Source organism: Streptomyces sp. NPDC055140 (genome assembly GCF_053607285.1).
On the sequence record NZ_JBSGTG010000022.1, the window covers coordinates 104,765 to 121,131 of the forward strand.

The 16,367-nt window shown below is 67.3% G+C and carries 8 protein-coding genes and 1 pseudogene; 4 read left to right on the top strand and 5 right to left on the bottom strand.

Translation table 11 applies throughout. From position 1 onward, the window contains the following. Positions 1 to 40: 40 nt before the first annotated feature. A pseudogene (locus ACWFR4_RS34005) lies at positions 41 to 262 on the top strand (glycosyltransferase); the annotation flags it as partial. A gap of 498 nt (positions 263 to 760) precedes the next feature. Here ACWFR4_RS34005 and ACWFR4_RS34010 read toward each other — a convergent pair. Both ACWFR4_RS34010 and ACWFR4_RS34015 read right to left on the bottom strand, forming a co-directional pair. Next, on the bottom strand, positions 761 to 2,440 hold the full coding sequence (locus ACWFR4_RS34010; RefSeq protein ID WP_453655966.1) for a glycosyltransferase family 2 protein: 1,680 nt from the start codon (positions 2,438 to 2,440) through the stop codon (positions 761 to 763). A gap of 63 nt (positions 2,441 to 2,503) precedes the next feature. Further along, entirely contained in the window at positions 2,504 to 4,726 is a 2,223-nt protein-coding gene (locus ACWFR4_RS34015) for a bifunctional glycosyltransferase/CDP-glycerol:glycerophosphate glycerophosphotransferase (protein WP_453463248.1), read from the bottom strand. Between the two features lie 275 nt (positions 4,727 to 5,001). Between ACWFR4_RS34015 and galE the strand changes: the two genes are divergently transcribed. Then, positions 5,002 to 5,991: a UDP-glucose 4-epimerase GalE gene (gene galE, locus ACWFR4_RS34020; RefSeq protein WP_453463245.1), complete on the top strand. Its 990-nt coding sequence runs from the start codon at positions 5,002 to 5,004 to the stop codon at positions 5,989 to 5,991. 809 nt (positions 5,992 to 6,800) lie between these two features. Here galE and ACWFR4_RS34025 read toward each other — a convergent pair. Continuing rightward, positions 6,801 to 7,154: a DUF6300 family protein gene (locus tag ACWFR4_RS34025; protein WP_453463240.1), complete on the bottom strand. Its 354-nt coding sequence runs from the start codon at positions 7,152 to 7,154 to the stop codon at positions 6,801 to 6,803. Further along, on the bottom strand, positions 7,151 to 10,756 hold the full coding sequence (dnaE, locus tag ACWFR4_RS34030; protein WP_453655931.1) for a DNA polymerase III subunit alpha: 3,606 nt from the start codon (positions 10,754 to 10,756) through the stop codon (positions 7,151 to 7,153). The genes ACWFR4_RS34025 and dnaE overlap by 4 nt, the downstream gene beginning before the upstream one ends. 651 nt (positions 10,757 to 11,407) lie before the next feature. Here dnaE and ACWFR4_RS34035 point away from each other — a divergent pair. Then, entirely contained in the window at positions 11,408 to 12,772 is a 1,365-nt protein-coding gene (locus ACWFR4_RS34035) for a glutamate decarboxylase (protein WP_453463236.1), read from the top strand. Between the two features lie 607 nt (positions 12,773 to 13,379). Then, the gene (locus ACWFR4_RS34040) at positions 13,380 to 15,350 is read left to right on the top strand and encodes a calcium-binding protein (protein WP_453655932.1); all 1,971 of its coding nucleotides are present in this window, start codon (positions 13,380 to 13,382) and stop codon (positions 15,348 to 15,350) included. Between the two features lie 216 nt (positions 15,351 to 15,566). Here the strand turns inward: ACWFR4_RS34040 and ACWFR4_RS34045 are convergent. Then, positions 15,567 to 16,366 (bottom strand): IS5 family transposase gene (locus ACWFR4_RS34045; RefSeq protein WP_453655967.1). Its coding sequence is split into 2 segments (ribosomal slippage): positions 15,567 to 16,028 and positions 16,031 to 16,366, totalling 798 coding nucleotides; the frame shifts between segments, so codons are not numbered across the junction. Position 16,367: the final 1 nt, after the last annotated feature.

A 16,367-nucleotide genomic window follows, 5' to 3' on the forward strand; every position in this document is an offset into this window, starting at 1 on the left:
TCGCCCGCTCCCCACGCTGCGGAGCGGCATCCCCCTCACCATGGTGATGCCGACGTACAACGCGGCCGAGAACCTGCCGAAGATGGCAGAGGCACTCATGGCGCTGGAGCTGTCGGGGCTGGGGCCGCTGGTGGTGGACGACAACAGCCCGGACGGGACCGGAGACGTCGCCTAGGCGCTGGCCGAGCGGTTCAACGAGCCGGGCCGCCCGCGGATATCGGTGCTCCTGCGCACCGGCAAGGATGGGCTCGGCCGGGCCTGGGCGATGCCGCACTCACGGCGCGGTTCCGGTGTGAGCGGCTCGATCCGCTGGTGATCTTCTTCGCCCTCGGCGCGGTGGTCTACGTGGCGGGCGGTGTCACCGACCACTGGTCAGGGGGCCGAGTACTGCCCGCAGTCTTCGTCTCTGCACAGATCGCGCTCGCGGTGGAGGTGGCGCCGCGTACGACTCGTACACCGTCGCCGCGGGCTACCCCGAATACTTCCTGCCGAACGAAGCGCGGCGCGCGGACCTCGCGGTCCGGCAGGTCGCCACCAGCCCCAGTGGCGACGTCATGCTCCGGGTCAGCGACTCCTGAGACGTCGTACGCTCCCCGGCCTCTCGCATGTTGCGGAGCTCGGGGGCGTTGCCGAGGTGCAGGGGAGGCCGCTGTGTCCCAGCGGCGCCGACCGCCTCACACGGGTTCGACGCGCGAAGCGGCACGTCATCACCGTGCCTGGGGCTGCTGCTGGTGGTCACACTCGGAAAGAGACCGGCTACCTATTTCACCAGACCGCGGATCACACCGCGCGCTTGGCGCAGGCCGGGACCCACGACTTTGCGCAGCGTCGGCAGGTGCGGTTCGGCCTTCGCCAGCAGTCCCGCGCGCTCCCATGTGATCTTGAGACGGCCGCCGCCGTGGCCCTCGGGCTCGATGGTGACGTAGTGCTCGGCCATGCCGCGGCGGTGGGTGACCTTCTTGCTCAGCCGGAGAAAGTTCAGCGGGGCGAGCAGCACGCCGGTGTTCTGCTGGCGGTGCCGGGAGATGGTGAGCACCGGATGGCGCACCCCGGAGAAGCCTTGCAGCGGAAACGGGACTGCACCGAGATCGATGGTGACGGTGCCCTCGAAGAGCCCCGGGTGGACCGGGTCGAGCCGGAAGGAGGTGCTGAGTCGTTTCCTTGCGGGCGCGAGGTGGATCGTCGCCACGACCGGGCCCATCGGCAACTGGTTTCCCGGGTCGTAGGTGCGCACGTCCAAGGTGATGCGGGAGCCGGAGGCCGGCGTGACCCGGGTGATCTCGTGTCGCAGCAGGGCGTTGCGGAACGGCCGGCTACGCGGCGCCAGATCGGTGATCTCCAGCTCGCGGGCGGAATCCGGGTCAGCGGGGATCACCGAACCCCAGTAGACGCGCCCTGCGGCGTCCTCCGTGACTTCACGCGGTCCGGCCGCCCGGTCCATGCCGCGGGCCGCCAGCTGAGCCTCCTCGTACCGCCCTTCGCGCACCAGCTGGATGACGACCCGCTGATCTCGCGGCAGGCGTTGGAACGCCTCGGGGGCGAGGGTATCGAGGTACGGCGAGACCTCGTCGCTGAACTGCTTGATCCAGTCGTGCGTGCGGTACGGCAGGTCACCGGTGTACATCCGCAGGTCGTGCCTGAGGAACTTGAAGTCCTTGTCGGTCTTGATCTCCTGGTGACCGCTGTCGACCAGGAAGTCGTCGATGAGCTTCGCGACATCGACCCGGTCGCGGACATTCTCGATGCGGTGGCGCTGGTTGGAGATGGACAGCGCGTCAGCGGCGTCGAACGGTGATATGTACCAGCGGTAGACCGGGTCCGGGACGATGGTGAAGGCGCGGGCTAGGCAGTACGCCTGCGCCGAGAACAGCTGGTCCTCGTAATGGATGCCGAGCGGGAAGCGCAGCGTGTGCCGGTCGATGAACTCCCGGCGGTACATCTTGTTGGTCGACAGGTGCTCAAACAGCACGCTGGGCTCGCGCCGGATGCCACGCACCGTGCGCTTGCGCTCGAACAGGTGCGGGTGCCAGTAGGAAAGGGCCCCAGTGTCGGTGCGGACCCGCTCGACGGCACCCATCGCGAAGTCAACCTCACTGTCGGCGCGCAGCGCCTCCAGCAGGGTCTCGCAGGCCCGCTCGGGGAGTGTGTCGTCGCTGTCGAGGAACATCAGGTACGGCGCCCTGGCGATCTCCATCGCCGCGTTGCGCGGGGCACTGCACCCGCCGCTGTTCTCCGGCAGGCGGTGGTAGATGATGCGGTCGTCCTGAGCCGCCAATGCCCGTGCCACTTCGGGGGTGTTGTCAGCGGAATGGTCGTCACTGATGATGATCTCGATGTTGCGCAGACTCTGGCGGCGCAATGACTCCACCGCGCGCGGCAGTCGCTCGGCGTCGTTGTACCCGATCACTGTGACGGTGACGTCGGGGGTCGCCGTGGCCATGGATCCTCCGGTGGGAACTGCTCGGTGAGTGGAGTCGTGGACGAAGCTGGTCACGGGCGTCACCTATGGGGACGGCACGGCGGCGGCCGCCTCGGGGGTCGGGGCAGGCACGCGCCGGCCGAGCGGAATGACCGGCGGGACAGCCTCCTGCCCGAGGAAGACGTGGCGCGCGACCCGCTCGGCGGCATGCCCGTCGTCGAACTCACAGAACCTGCGCCGGAATTCGGCCCGCTTGGCTGCTGTGGCATCGTCCCGCCAGCTGCCGTCCAGGAAGAACCGCTCGATATCGGCCTGGCTCAGGGCGACCGCGCCGGGGGCTTGCTCGGTGAGGTCGAAGTAGACGCCACGGGTGACGGAATAGGTCACCCAGTCATCGGCGAACACCACGATCGGGCGGTCCAGGTTGGCGTAGTCGAACATCACCGAGGAGTAGTCGGTGATCAGCGCGTCGGACGCCAGGCACAACTCCTCGACGGAGTCGTACCTGGAGACGTCAATGATCAGTTCGCGCCGGTGCAGCTCCTGCAGCGGGGACAGGCCGCGGTCGTAGAAGTAGTGGCCGCGCACCAGCAGGACGAAATCGTCGCCGAGGGTCTTCGCCAACCGCTCCAGGTCGAGCCGCGGAGTCCAGGCGGCCTCGTAGTCCCGGTGCGTCGGCGCGTACAGCAGTGCCTTCTTGCCGGGCGCGATGCCGAGCCGCTCGCGGATGCCCAGCACGTCCTCAGCGGTCGCGGTGTAGTAGAGGTCGTTGCGCGGGTAGCCGTAGTCGAGCGAGGTGAACGGTACTGGGTAGGCGCGTGACCAGGTCTCGGTGGAATGCCGGTTGGCGGAGACGCTGTAGTCCCAGCGGGCGCACCGCTCCAGCAACGCCTCGTAGTCCACGCCACGGGAGGTGGCCCGGTACGGGATCTGGTCGGTGCCCATCCGCTTCAGTGGCGTGCCGTGGTGGGTCTGCACATGGATCTGGCCCGGTCGCTTGATCACCGAGTCGGGGAAGTTGACGTTGTTGACCAGGTACTTGGCGCGCGCCAGCACGCTCCAGTACCTGTGCGAGCCGGGCACCACGTAGTCGATCCCGGCCGGAACCAGCGGCACGTCGTCGCGCCGGACCACCCACACCTGGCGGATTTGCGGGGCGAGTTCGCCGAGCTTGGCGGAGATCGCGCCGGGGTTGCAGGTGACGCCGCGGTCCCAGTATGCAGAGAAGACGGCGAGGTCTTCCTCGATCGGGTGGCGCAACTGCTCGCGGTACGCGCCCTCCTTCGCCACCTCGGCGGCCTTCTTCCTCGCCTTGGCTGCGAGGGTGCGCATGCTGCGGCGCTTGCGGTTGGCGAGCTGCAATGCACGGTAACCGGAGTAGGAGCCGCGCTCCAGCATGGCGTGGCGCACCCCGTTGAGGTTGGCGGGCCGCTGGTAGTCGGCGGGCTTGTAGCGCAGAAAGTGCGCGGAGGCGCGGTGGAAGAACTTCGCCTGGTGCCGGTCGGATGTCCCCGGCAGGGTGAGCACCTTCAGGTAGCGGCGGACCATGCCGCTGAAGACGATCCGAGCGGCCTCGGTCATCGCCGGCCCGGAGCCGAGCAGCTTCCACAGCGCCTCGTACTGTGGGAAGAGGTTGGAGTGTCCTTCCTCGCCCAGCGGTACCTCGCGCGCATTGCGGCGCACCAGCACCGCCTCGGTGATCGCGATCCGTTCGGCGGCGAGCAGCGAGCCGATGGCCGGGAGCACCTCGGTGTATTCGTCCTGGCCGAACAACGCCTGGTGCGCGGCGTAGAAGTCGGCGCGCAGCACGCGATTGGCGATCGTCGGCGTCAGGTTCAGCATCTTCTGCTGCGCCTCGATAGTGAAGACCTCGCTGCCGGGGGCGATGAACAACCGCCCGTCGCCGCTGCCGATCGCGGAGTCGGACCAGGTCGAACTGACGTGGTCGAAGACGATCACGTCGGGCCGTCCGGTCTCTTCGGCGCGGCGGGCCAGCGTCACGAGCGCATCCGGCATGAGGGAGTCGTGTCCCTCCAGGAACAACACGTAGTCGCCGCCGACCTGCTGGGCTCCGGCCACCCGCGCGGCACCGGCCGGCAGTCGACGTGGCAGGCGCACGGCCCGCACCCGCTCGTCCCGTTCGGCGTACTCGTCGATGATGGCTCTGCTGGCGTCTGTCGAGGCGTTGTCGACGACGACGACCTCGACCTCGGTGTCAGCAGCCGCCCCGTTCAGGGCGCTCTCGAGACACTCCCGGAGGTAGCCCTGCGCATCGAGGGCGGTAACGACAACGCTGAACAAGGTCATGAAGTGACTTTCCCTGATGAAGACGGGACCAATACGGGTGATGTTGCGAGAGGCAATGAGATCTCGAATGTTCAAGTGCTGAAATCCTGCGGCCGCGTATGCCGATGGACACACCTGTGTGCCGCGCGGCCCACACCGTCCTGAACACGCTACGCAACAACCCACAAAGACCAGGTGAGAGAGAGGAAAGAAAAAGGGAAGCGAAAGGCAGGAGATCAACGAGATACGTCACGCGGCTTCCTACCGTGTCGCTCCCCGTCGTTAGGGTGGCGCTCATGACGACGTGGTTGATCACAGGCGGAGCGGGCTACATCGGGGCGCACGTCGCGCGTGCCATGACGGAAGCCGGAGAGCGGGTGGTCGTCTTCGACGACCTCTCCACCGGCATCCCCGAGCGGCTGCCGCGGGAGATACCGCTGGTGAAGGGCTCCACGCTGGACCGCGCGGCGCTTGATGCGGCCATCACGGAGCACGGCGTGACGGGTATGGTCCACCTCGCCGCGAAGAAGCAGGTGCCCGAGTCAGTCGCGCAGCCACTCTTCTACTATCGGGAGAACGTGCAGGGCTTGGAGGTCCTGCTGGGCGCCTGCGCGGCGGCGGGTGTCCAGCACTTCGTCTTCTCCTCTTCCGCGGCGGTGTACGGCATGCCGGATGTGGACCTCATCACGGAGGACACTCCCTGCGCGCCGATCAATCCGTACGGCGAGACCAAGCTCGCCGGCGAGTGGCTGGTCCGCGCGGCCGGTGCGGCGTACGGCATCGACACGGTCTGCCTGCGCTACTTCAACGTGGCCGGGGCGGCCGCGCCCGAGCTCGCCGACGTCGGCGTCTTCAACCTGGTTCCGATGGTCTTCGAAAAGTTGGACGCGGGCGAGTCACCGCGGATCTTCGGTGACGACTACGCCACCCCCGACGGCACGTGCGTACGCGACTTCATCCACGTCCAGGACATCGCCTCCGCCCACCTCGCCGCCGCGCGCCGTCTCGCCACGAACTGCGCGAGCGGCTCTGCGGGGGACCTGACAATGAACATCGGCCGCGGTGAAGGGGTCTCCGTCGCCGAGATGGTCGACCGCATCCGCGCCCACACCGGCCGCGCCGGTCTTCTCCCGAAGACCGAGCCCCGCCGCCCCGGCGACCCCGCGCGGGTCGTCGCCTCCGCGGACCTGATCGTCAAGGAACTGGGGTGGTCCTCGCGGCACGATGTCGACGAGATGATCGCCTCGGCGTGGGCGGGCTGGCGCCTCCGCCACGGTGGAGCTTGACGGCCGGGCGCGGCGGTGCCGGTGCTATCTGCCGCTCGTCGGGCGCCGGAGGCAGACTGCCGGGTGCGGTCATCGCGCTGATCTGACCCTCGTAGCGATATTCCCGAACTGCGGGCCGGCGAAGTCATGGACGTGCACCGGCACTGGGTCTGCGGGTGTCGACAATTCATTCGCCCAGCTCAGGCTGCATGTTGGTACTCGTGAAGGGCTCCGCCGAGTCGGTCTCGTCGGCGGATCGCCTGGTGCGCGATCTGTCCTGGCTCGGTGATCGGTTCGGGCAGCGGGCGGAGCGGGGTGGCTTGATCCAGGGCCCGGTGTGGCTGATGCCCTGTCGTGCACCTCGAACTCGCGGAGCACGTGCAGGAGATGGCTGTGGTTCCACACATCGGCAACAGGCGCAGCAGGGCGTGGGTGTTGGGTGCGGCGAGGTAGGCCAGGCGCGGCAGCACGACAGGTCATGATGCCGTCCCCGGTAGCGAACCGGGAGGAGGACGTGGAGATACGGGCACTGCGGCACCAACTACTGTCCTGCAACGCCAGGTCGGCAGGCCCACGTTCACCGACATCGACCGCACCGTCTCGCCGGCCTGCTCCACCACCTGCCGGTGGAGATGCTGCGGCACCTCCTGCTGCCGGCAACCACCGCGTCCACCTGGGTGTGCGCGGAGAGAGGCGACTTGCCGGACCCGCTGGGGCCGATGGCCGCCAGGAGCGTGCCGGGCAGCGGGGCGAGCGCGAGTTGACCGCGTTCTGAGGGTGGGGCGTGTCCGGACTGAGGTTGATGGGCTCTACGTTTGTGGGGGAGCGGCTTACAACTCGCCGCTCCACTGCTCGTGTTCCTCGGCGAGTAGCGTCTCGTCGGTCTTCTGGTGTCGTACGGACTCGACCCAGGCCGCGACGAGTGCGCCGAACGTCTCGATGTTGTTGATGCCGAGCGTCTCGTCGACGGCGAACAGCGCCAGTAGTTCGTCTGCGGCCGGGTCTCCCCGGTCGCACTCTGGGCACAGCGCTGCCTCGCGTAGCCCGGACGTGGCCTCGCCGTGCATGTTCTTCCACGTGTGGACGAAGCTGGCTTTGAGCACGCTCTGTTCGCCGCAGGCCGGGCACGCGTCCATGTCGTCGAGTTGGATGATGACGTCGTTTTCGTCAGCCGGTTCGGTCACGCCATGCCCTGCCAGATGTCCAGGCCGAAACTGCCCTTGATGTCGGACGCGATCGTGCCGGCGTTCACCGTTTCCTGCAGGACATAGACGGTGGTCTTGCGGGGTCCTTGGATGGCCAGGCGGACCGGGTTGGGGCCGGGGTGGGCGAGGAGGATGCGCTTGAGCTCGCGTACGGACGGATCGTTGACCCGGTGGTAGGGCAGATGGAGTTGGATCGGTGCGACGCCGCTGCGTTCGGCGGAAGTCACATCGAGGACCTGGAGCTCCTGCCCGGCGAGGTTGATGGTGCCGTCACGGTCATTGAGGCGACCCAGGACAGAGACCACACTGTCCGGGACGAGTGCCCCCATGACGAGCTGGTAGGTGGCGGGGAAGAACAGTACTTCCAGCTGGCCGTCCCGATCCGCGAGGTTGACGATGGCCCACGAGTTGCCCTGCTTGGTCATCTTCGGCTGCACGCTGGTGATGAGCCCGGCCAGCCGCACGACGCCTTCGGTACGGCCGGAGGCGATCAAGTCGGGGATCGTGGTGTCGCGATTGCCCGCCAGGATGCTCTCTGTGCCGTCCAGGGGGTGCGCGGAGACGTACATGCCGAGCATCTCCCGCTCGGTCGACAGGAGTTGCTTACGAGGCCATTCGCCTTCGTCGATCTTGATGTCGACACCGAACGCCTCAGTTCCGTCGTCGCCTCCGTCTGCGCCCAGGCCGGCGAACAAGTCGTCCTGCCCGTACGCGGCGGCCTTCTTGACGGGTACGACCGCGTCGATGGCGTATTCGTGGGCCGCGGTGAGGCCCTTGCGGGTATGGCCGAGCGAGTCGAAGGCGCCTGCCTTGATGAGCGATTCGATGGCCCGCTTGTTGAGGGCGGGCAGGTCGACCTTGTCGAGGAAGTCGGCGAAGTTGCCGAACCTTCCGCCCGCCTTGCGGCCCGCGACGATCGACTCGATGACGTTGTCACCCACGTTGCGGACGGAGCGCAGGCCGAAGCGGACGTCGTCGCCGATGGCCGCGAACTCGGCGACGGATTCATTGACGTCCGGCTGCAGGACGGTGACCCCCATCTTGCGGGCGTCCGCCAGGTAGATGCCGGCCTTGTCCTTGTCGTCGCCGACGGAGGTCAGCAGCGCGGCCATGTACTCGGCCGGGTAGTTGGCCTTCAGATATGCGGTCCAGTACGAGACGAGCCCGTATCCGGCGGTGTGGGACTTGTTGAACGCATAGCCGGAGAAGGGGAGCATGACGTCCCACAGCGCCTTGATGGACTCTTCCGAGTAGCCGTTGCCCTGCATGCCGGCGTGGAACTTCTCCCACTCGGCGGCCAGGACCTCGGGCTTCTTCTTGCCCATGGCGCGGCGTAGCAGGTCGGCGCCGCCCAGGGTGTAGCCGGCGAGCTGACGGGCGATCGCCATGATCTGCTCTTGGTAGATGAGCAGATGGAAGGTGTTGCCGAGGATCGGCTCCAGGGCCTTCTCCAGCTCGGGGTGGATCGGCTGGATCTCCTGGCGCCCGGTCTTGCGGTGTGCGTAGTTCATGTGCGCGTTCGCGGCCATCGGGCCGGGACGGTACAGGGCGAGGGCGGCCGCGATGTCTTCGAACCGGGTCGGCTCCATGGCCTTGAGGAGGGTGCGCATGCCGCCGCCGTCGAGCTGGAAGACGCCGAAGGTGTCGCCCGAGGCGAGCAGTTCGTACGTGTTCTTGTCGTCGAGCGGGATGACGACCTGGTCCGTGACGTCGCCGTTGCCCGGGTCGACGGTGGCCAGATGGACACCGCGGTTCTCACGGATGTTCTGGATGGCGTGGTCGATGACGCCCAGGTTCCGCAGGCCCAGGAAGTCCATCTTGACCAGCCCCATGTTTTCGCAACTGGGGTAGTCGAAGCCGGTGATCTTGACGCCGTCCTTGGCCCGCATGTGCAGCGGGATCCGGTCGGTCAGTCTGGTCTTGGAGAGGATGACCGCGGCCGCGTGCACGCCGGTGCCGCGGGTCAGGCCCTCGACGCCCTTGGCCGTGTCGATGACCTTCTTGACGTCGGGCTCGTTCTCGTACATCGCCCGGATCTCGCCGCACTCGCCGTGGCGGGGGTGCGTGGAGTCGAAGATGCCGTCCAGGGGGATGGACTTGCCCATGATGTCGTCGGGCAGGGCCTTGGTGATGCGCTCGCCGTGCTGGAAGGGATAGCCCAGAATGCGCGAGCTGTCCTTGATCGCGTTCTTGGCCTTGATCTTGCCGAACGTGTTCACCATCGCGGTGTACTCGTCGCCGTACTTCTCGACGACGTAGCGGACCATGAAGTCGCGCTGACGGTCGTCGAAGTCGAGGTCGACGTCCGGAGGGTTGATCCGCTCTGGATTCAGGAACCGCTCGAACAGCAGGCCGTGCTCCAGCGGGCACAGCTCGGTGATGCGGGTCGCGTACGCCACGATCGAACCGGTGGCCGATCCACGGCCCGGACCGACCGGCACCTTGTTGTCGCGGGCGTACTTGCAGATGTCGGCGACCACGAGGAAGTAGGAGGAGAACCCCATCGGCCCGATGACCGTCATCTCGGTCTCGAACCGCTCCAGGACCTCGGCCGGGATCGGGTCGCCGTAGCGCATGACGAGGCCCTTCATGACCTCCTTGCGCAGCCACGACTCCTGCGTCTCCCCGTCGGGGACATCAGGGAACTGCGGCATCTCGTCGATATTGTCGAAAACCTCGTCGTACGACTCGACGCGCTCCGCGATCAGCAGGGTGTTGTCACACGCCTCGGGCATCTCGGAGAACAGACCGCGCATCTCGTCCGCGGTCTTGAGGTAGTAGTCGTTGCCCGAGAACCGGAACCGCTTCTCGTCGGCCTTGTTCTTGCCCACGCCGATGCACAGCAGGTTGTCGTGCGCGTCCGCCTGGTCCGCGTGGACGTAGTGCGCATCGTTGGTGGCCAGGAGCGGAATGTTCAGATCCTTGGCCAGGCGCAGCAGCCCGTCCCGCACATCCCGCTCGATGGACAGACCGTGATCCATCAGCTCGAGGAAATAGTTCTCCCGGCCGAAAACGTCCTGATACGAGGCCGCGACCTGCCGGGCCTCGTCGTACTGCTTCAGCCTCAGACGGGTCTGGACCGCACCGGAGGGGCACCCGGTCGTCGCAATGATCCCGTCCGCGTGCTCGCTGATCAACTCCATGTCCATACGGGGCTTGCCGGCCGGGAACTGCCCCGTATAGCTGGCTTCCGTCGACAGGTGGAAGAGGTTGCGTAGGCCCCTCACGTTCTGCGCCCACATCGTCACGTGCGTGAAACGGCCGCCGCCCGAGACGTCCTTGGACCCTTCACCGTCATCCGACATGGCCCGCTGCCCACCGGGCCCCCAGAACTCCTGCTTCCGGTTACGACGCGAGGACGGGGCGACGTACGCCTCGATCCCGATGATCGGCTTGACGCCGTCAAAGCCCTTGGACACCTGATGGAACTCGTACGCACCGAACATGTTGCCGTGGTCACTCATCGCGACCGCGGGCATGCCCTGACGCTCGACTTCGGCGAACATCGGCTTGAGCTTCTGAGCCCCGTCAAGCATCGAGTACTCGGTGTGATTGTGCAGGTGAACAAAGCTGTCAGCCACCGGGCGGGCACCTCCGAAGGGGGTCGCGGGAAGCCCTCACCCTAGCCCTCACGCCAAGATCAAATTCGGCTTCGCTGCCCCTTCAAGACCCTCACCGAACGACGCGGCCGCGATGGCCTCGCGGTATGACCGAGAGAGACATTTAGACTCCGGGGCGTGGCGCCGAACCATGCCGGAAGTCCCGCCTCGGGCTTGCCTAATTGACCAGGGCAGCTGCCCGAGGTGCGGGTGAAGGGGATGCCTCCGGGAGGAGCGCTCAGGCTCCGAGATGGCGGGGGCTCCGTATGCGGGTGCCGGCCGGTGGGGTGCTGAGGCGGGGACTCCCATCCCGTCCGCCATCGACCCAGGACAAGCCGAGCAGACACGGCACCGGGCGTCCAGGTCCTTCGTACAGTGGCGCGCTCCACCTGGACGCTCGGCATCGCGCCCGCTCCACATACGTGTGGGTCGACGGCAGACGGGATGGGAGCGGGGTAGGCGGTGGGTCGATGGGGGGCAGGCGAGCCGACGAACTTTGGGAGGCTGGTCGGTGCCTTTCCCCGTTGAAGGGGCTGTTCCGTAGCGCGCAGGCCGCAGCCAGTTCGGGGCGTCGCTACTCTGCCTCGGCGTGTCCCTCACCGAGGCATGCACCGGCGCTGTTTGAATCGTCATATGACTAAGCGTGACGACGCGGCCCTGTTCGGCAACCGATTCTTGACCGTGCCCGCCCCCTCGGAGACCTTCCCGGAGGAAGGCATGGCTGCGACGGACGCAATGAGACTGCTGGATGTGGACCTCGCCATGGAGGGGGACCCGCAGCGGAACCTCGCCACGTTTGTCACTACTTGGATGGAGCCAGAGGCGCAACGGATCATCGCCGAGAATCTCCACCGCAATTTCATCGACCATGCGGAGTACCCGATTTCCGCCGAGATCGAGCAGCGTTGCGTGCGCATGCTCGCCGACCTCTTCAACGCGCCGGGCAAGACAACCGGATGCCGGACCCAGGGCTCGTCCGAGGCGATCATGCTCGGGGCGCTATCGCTGAAGTGGAAGTGGCGGGAGCGCCGCCAGGCGGCCAATCTGTCGGTCGACCGACCCAACTTGATCTTCGGCGGGGACGTCCACGTCGTGTGGGAGAAGTTCTGCCGCTACTTCGACGTCGAGCCGCGGATCGTGCCGCTTGCCGAGGGCAAGTACACGATCGGCCCGGAGGACGTGGAGCCTCACCTCGACGGGAACACGATCGGCGTCGTCGCCGTCCTCGGCACCACGTTCACCGGCCACAAGGACGACGTCGTCGGGATCGACAAACTCCTGCGGGACGTCCGCAAGGAGCGGGACCTCGACATCCCGATCCACGTTGACGGAGCAAGCGGCGCATTCGTGTGGCCCTTCCTCTACCCGGACTCGAAATGGGACTTCCGGCTGGAGCAGGTCCGTTCGATCAACGTCTCGGGACACAAGTACGGCCTGGTCTACCCCGGCATCGGCTGGCTGGTCTTCCGCGAGGAGTCCGACCTGCCCAAGGACCTCGTGTTCCACGAGAACTACTTGGGCAAGACCGACGCGACGTTCACGCTGAACTTCTCTACCGGCGCGTCGATGGTGCTCGCGCAGTACTACAACTTCGTCCGGCTCGGTCGCCAGGGCTACACCTACGTCATGAAGATGTTGCAGGAGAACGCCCACGCGTTGGCGGACAACCTGCGTAGCACCGGCCGCTTCGAAGTGATCGGGGGCGACCTCGAGCAACTGCCGCTGGTCGCTTTCCGTCTCGCCGGCAAGCACGCCTACGACGAGTCCGACGTCGCCTGGCAGCTCGCGGCCGAGCGCGGCTGGATGGTGCCGGCGTACACGCTCCCGCCCAACGCGGAGCGGGTGAAGATCATGCGTGCCCTGGTCAAGGAGACCCTGAGCCGCGAGCAGATCGATCGCCTGAGCCAGGACATTGCCGACGCGTGTCGCACTTTGGACGACAAGGGTGCGACCCATGCGGTCGAGCGGGCCCAGGTCAAGCGCGGCACCGGCTACTGACGCACCTCTGGGGGGCAGTTTTGATCCGCGGGGGAGTCACCCGTCGCCGACAAACGCGCCATGCGGCGCAGAGTTGAGGGATATCTATTTCAGGATGACGAAATGGCCACTGGCATGGCCAGCTGCATCTCCCTCGGTTGACCGCTTGCCGGCCCGTGAAAGGGTCTCCCGCCGGCCCCAGTAGGGGTCGCGGACCGCGCTTTTGACGCCGCGGTAGGCCTTTTCGGCCCAGCACGCGAGGTCAGCTGCAGCCAGGGTGTCGGCGATGCTGCGCTCGCGGGCTGCGTGGTCATCGTGGACGGCTTCGGGTGGGGCCGGTGAGGCCCGCAACAGAGCTGGGCGTAGGGCTGGCCGTTGCGGAGATAGGCGAGTATGAGGAGGGCCTACCGGCGAGAGAACCCGCGCAATCAAAAGAGAATAAGAATGCCGTGTTTCTCACCCGCGGGGGTGGATTCCGGCGGCCGGTGAGCGCAACGCGGCCCAGCGGCGAACGGAATGTTGTGTGTCCGGCGCAAAGCTGCGGCCCATGTTGATCTCTCATCTGCGACCGGCGTTGTGCCGATACTGGGGAAGACGCCGCCGGTCACGGGCGGCCCGGGCTGTGGTCGTGGCGGCCACCGGTCTGGCCCTCGTTCTGGCCCTGCCCGGCACCGCGGCCGCTGCCCCGGGCGCCCTCGATCCCACCTTCAGCGGCGACGGCAGGGTGCTCACCAGCTTCGCCGACGACGATCAAGCCAACGACGTGGCGGTGCAGCCCGACGGCAAGATCGTCTCTGTCGGCGCTTCCGCCGACTATTCGGTGTTGGAGAGCGACTTCGCGCTGGCCCGTCACAACGCCGATGGCACCCCGGACACCAGTTTCGGTGGCGACGGTACCGTGACGACCGCCATCAACAACATGAACCCAGACTTCCAGTGGAGCGAGGCCCACGCCGTGGCGCTGCAGCCCGACGGCAAGATCGTCGCGGTGGGCAGCAGCTGGCGAGGGTACGAGAACTGCTGCTGGTTCACGGTGGCTCGCTATAACACCAATGGCACCCTGGACCAGAGTTTCGGCGGCGGCGACGGCAGGGTATTCACCGACTTCGGCAGCCCGGACGAGGCCCGGGACGTGGCGGTGCAGCCCGACGGCAAGATCGTCGCCCTCGGCACCAGCGGTGGCAATGCCGCACTGGCCCGCTACAACGCCGATGGCACCCCGGACACAAGTTTCGGCGGCGGCGACGGCAAGCTGACCACCGACCCGGCGCCCGAGTCGCTGGAGGAGGGCGGCGATGCGCGCGCCCTGGCGCTGCAGCCCGACGGCAAGATCGTTGTCGGGGGTCAGGTCGGGACGACCCGCTTCGACTTCGTCCTCCTCCGCTACAACGCGAACGGCACATTGGACACGAGTTTCAGCGGCGACGGCATCGAGCGCACCGATTTCGGTGACTACGAGTCCGTGGAGGGGCTGGCGGTCCGGCCCGACGGCAGAATCGTCGCGGCCGGGGGAAGCAGCGGCAGGTTCGCGCTGGCCCGCTACAACGTCAACGGCAGCTTGGACACCACCTTCGGCAATGCCGGCCGGGTCCTCACCTCCGGTGGCGGCGGGGCCCAGGACGTCGTGCTGCAGCCCGACGGGAGGATCGTCGTCGACGGCAGCAACGGGCCCGGCGGCGACTTCGCGGTCCTGCGGTACAACACCAACGGCAGCCTGGACAGTGGCTTCGGCACCGGCGGCCTGGTGACCACCGACCTCGGCGGCAGCGATCAGGCTCGCGGCGTGGCGCTCCAGCCCGACGGCAAGATCGTCGCCGCCGGTCAGGGCGGCCCGAACAACGACTTCGCCCTGGCCCGCTACGAGGGCGGCCTCGGCACACCGCCCCCGCCGCCCTCCGGCGTGGACCTGTCGGTCACCAAGGCCGGCCCCGCCACGGTCAGCATCGGCGACCGCGCCACCTACACCGTGACCGTCAACAACAGCACCACCACCTCCGCCACCGGCGTCTCCCTCTCCGACACGCTCACCGGACCCGCCGCGTCGGTGGTCTCGGCCACCCCGAGCCAGGGCAGCTGCACCACCACCGCGACGAGCGTGAGCTGCTCCCTGGGCACTCTCGCCCCCGGCGCCCACCCCATGGTGACGGTCGTGGTCGAGCCCCGCGCCGCCGGCACCCTCACCAACAAGGCCACGGTCACCGCCACCCAGACCGACCCGAACCCCGGCAACAACACCGCCACCGCGACCACCACCGTGAACAACAGCCGCGGCTGCACGATCGTCGGCACCAGCGGCAACGACACCCTCAGCGGCGGCTACGGCAACGACGTGATCTGCGCCCTCGGAGGAGACGACAGCGTCAACGCAAGCTACGGCAACGACACCGTGTACGGCGGCTACGGCAACGACCGTCTCGACGGCGGCTTCGGCAACGACACCCTGAACGGCGGACCCGGCAACGACAACCTGATCGGCAACTACGGCACCGACAACCTCAACACCGTCGACAACATCTCCGGCAACGACACCGCCAACGGCGGCTACGACACGGACACCTGCACGACGGACACGGGCGACACCCGGATCAGCTGCCCCTGACCACCACAAGGGGCTCCCCGACGAAGGCCGTCACCAGCACCGGTGGCGGCCTTCTGCGCAGGCACCTCGCTGAGCGTCGCACCACTGCCGCACCACAGGCGCATCAGATCGAGCGGGGGACAACGGGGAATCACGGGGAAACCAGCCCAGCCCGACGAGGCCACGAACCGGCCACTCACCCAGGTCAGCGCTCCAACGGTCCCCTAAGACGTCATCTCATTTGGTAAGTCTGCGGTAGCAGATCAGGGTGCAGGCAATGCTGGTGAAGGCGAGGAAGTGGTCGGCTTTCCGTTCGTAGCGGCGGTGCAGACGTCTGCATCCGGCGAGCCAGGCCATGGTGCGTTCGATGGTCCAGCGGTGGCGGCCGAGTCGTTGCGAGGTCTCGATGCCCTTGCGGGCGATACGGTGCCGGATACCTCGGTCGGATAACCATCGCCGCAGGTGGTTGTAGTCGTAACCCTTGTCGGCGTGAAGTTTGTGGGGCCTGCGCCGTCGGCGTCCCCGGCGGGAGCGGATCGGTGGTATGCCCTTCACCAGTGGGATCAGTGCCTGGCTGTCGTGGGTGTTGGCGCCCGAGATGCCGATGGACAGGGGCAGGCCGGTCCGTTCCGTGATCAAGTGGATCTTCGACCCGTACTTGCCCCGATCTACAGGATTCGGGCCTGTCAGCTCCCCCTTTTAAGGGCCCGCATGTTGACCGAGTCGATCGCGCACCGGGACCAGTCCAGTTCGCCGCGGGATCCGAGTTCGTCGAGGACCAAGCGGTGGAGCTTGGCCCACACGCGGGCTTTCGTCCACTCGGTGAAGCGTCGGTGAGCAGTCGCGCCGGAGGGTCCGAACGAAGCGGTCGGCAACTGCTGCCACGTGCAGCCCGGGGTCGCCACGAAGACGATTGCGGCCAGCACTTCGCGGTCGCCGTGCCGACGCCGGCCACCGCCCTGGGGTCGCGACGGCGCCTCCGGCACCACCCGCTGGAACAACTGCCACAACTCGTCCGGCACCAGCCGCTCAACGATC

Bases quoted from the DNA above. Each gene is read 5' to 3' on its own strand.
- ACWFR4_RS34010 (WP_453655966.1), bottom strand. From the start codon at position 2,440: ATGGCCACGGCGACCCCCGACGTCACCGTCACAGTGATCGGGTACAAC.
- ACWFR4_RS34015 (WP_453463248.1), bottom strand. From the start codon at position 4,726: ATGACCTTGTTCAGCGTTGTCGTTACCGCCCTCGATGCGCAGGGCTAC.
- galE (WP_453463245.1), top strand. From the start codon at position 5,002: ATGACGACGTGGTTGATCACAGGCGGAGCGGGCTACATCGGGGCGCAC.
- ACWFR4_RS34035 (WP_453463236.1), top strand. From the start codon at position 11,408: ATGACTAAGCGTGACGACGCGGCCCTGTTCGGCAACCGATTCTTGACC.